At 41.4% G+C, this 1,604-nt stretch carries 2 protein-coding genes; both read left to right on the top strand.

From position 1 onward, the window contains the following. Positions 1-85: 85 nt before the first annotated feature. Positions 86-1,330, top strand: coding sequence for an IS91 family transposase (locus ACFQPF_RS11455; RefSeq protein ID WP_379749738.1), 1,245 nt, complete (start codon positions 86-88; stop codon positions 1,328-1,330). Continuing rightward, a complete protein-coding gene (locus ACFQPF_RS11450; RefSeq protein WP_379749736.1) occupies positions 1,305-1,556 on the top strand; it encodes a hypothetical protein in 252 nt (83 codons plus the stop codon). Before ACFQPF_RS11455 ends, ACFQPF_RS11450 begins: the two co-directional genes overlap by 26 nt. Positions 1,557-1,604: the final 48 nt, after the last annotated feature.

Raw genomic sequence — 1,604 nt, 5'->3', positions numbered from 1 at the left:
TTGTTTAGGAAATTATAAAAAACTAGACCTGTGGATAGTTGTTCGTTAAAATGTTCGTATCTTTTTCAGGAGTCTCGGTATGCGTATGGGTAAACAACGTAAAAGTGGTGTAATTAAACAAATATTGAAGGATCACTTCGATGGATTCTGGAAGCTTCATGACTTGCGTTTTCCTGAGGCCTATCGCAAAGACATCCGAGAAACGGTTCTAAAGGCGATGAGATGCGGATCAAGTGATTTAGGCTATTCCAAGTACGAATGTTTGGGATGTGACGGGAAACCGAATCCGGTCTTTGTATGCTTTACATGTAAGAGTCGGTTCTGCCATAAGTGCGGGAAGAAATACACCGATGATTGGTCGGACAAACAACAAGAGATGATTTTTAACGTGCCTCATCGCCACATGGTGTTCACGGTTCCAAAAGAGCTAAGGAACATCTTCTTTCAAGACAGAAAGAAACTGAATGAACTGGCCAAGAAAGTGGCGGAAGTTTTTCAGTTCTATTATCAAAGGAAAAGTAAGAAACGGAATCTTCAAGTCGGCGTGATTACCGTCATTCATACGTTTGGAAGGGACTTAAAATTTAATCCTCATATCCATGCATTAGTGACGGAAGGCGCCATTGATCATAAGAATGAATGGGTATCTTGTGATTTCATCTCTTATGACTTCTTGCGAAAGTCATGGCAGAAAGTGGTCATGGACATGACCAAAGAGTGGTTTCCTCATAATCCGGCTGTTCAAGAACTTATTAATGAACTCTACCAGAGATACCCGAAAGGGTTTTACGTTAACGCCGAACAGAAGATGAAAGACGCCAAAGGAGCTGCTAAATACATCGGAAGGTATCTCGCTCGCCCTGCTGTGGCAGAGTATCGAATAGAAGAATACAACGGTGAAACCGTTCAATTTTGGTATGAAGATCATCAAACAGGAAAACGAGTGGATAAAAAAGTATCCGTCTTTCGATTTTTATATGAGCTTCTGCAGCACATCTCTCCCAAGCATTTTCGGATGGTTGGTCGTTTTGGTTTGTACAGCAGAAGATCGTATAAAAGGGCAAAGGCTGTATTAAGTTTGCATTCCTTTATGAGAACGAAACAAATTCAATGGGTGTTTCAGCGAGCGAAAAAGAAAAAAACCTATCGACAACGGATGATTGAGGCATTTGACCGAGATCCTTTTCAATGCCCGCATTGTAAAAATCAAATGGAACTCGTAGAAATCTGGCACCATCGATATGGTTACTTGTATCATTATATGCAAGGAATGGAATGCGTAAAAAGATGGAGGTCGTATCAGAATGACAACCCGAAAAGGGCCGGATGAATTAAGTGAAGAGTTAGTAAGATGGCTAGAAGAGGAAGACCCGTTTGGATTAAATGAAGAGATCAAAACGATCACATTTGTTTGTAAGGAATGTCGAGAGGAAGATGACGTTCCTGATTTTGTCGTGGGTGAATTTAGGCTCGACAAGAAGAAAGGCGAAGAAGTGGAAATTCAGTGCCCGAACTGCGGAGGCACGATGATTCAAGCGAGAAATAATCCCAAGTGAACGAGGTTCACTTGGGACGTCATTAAGTCGCGTTAGCGATTTTGTTCT

Source organism: Fictibacillus iocasae, assembly GCF_042665465.1.
Taxonomy (GTDB): domain Bacteria; phylum Bacillota; class Bacilli; order Bacillales; family Fictibacillaceae; genus Fictibacillus; species Fictibacillus iocasae.
This window is presented reverse-complemented; position numbering and strand designations above follow the sequence as displayed.

Excerpts from the sequence above, each read along its gene's own strand:
- ACFQPF_RS11455 (WP_379749738.1), top strand. The coding sequence starts at position 86 with ATGGGTAAACAACGTAAAAGTGGTGTAATTAAACAAATATTGAAGGAT.
- ACFQPF_RS11450 (WP_379749736.1), top strand. The coding sequence starts at position 1,305 with ATGACAACCCGAAAAGGGCCGGATGAATTAAGTGAAGAGTTAGTAAGA.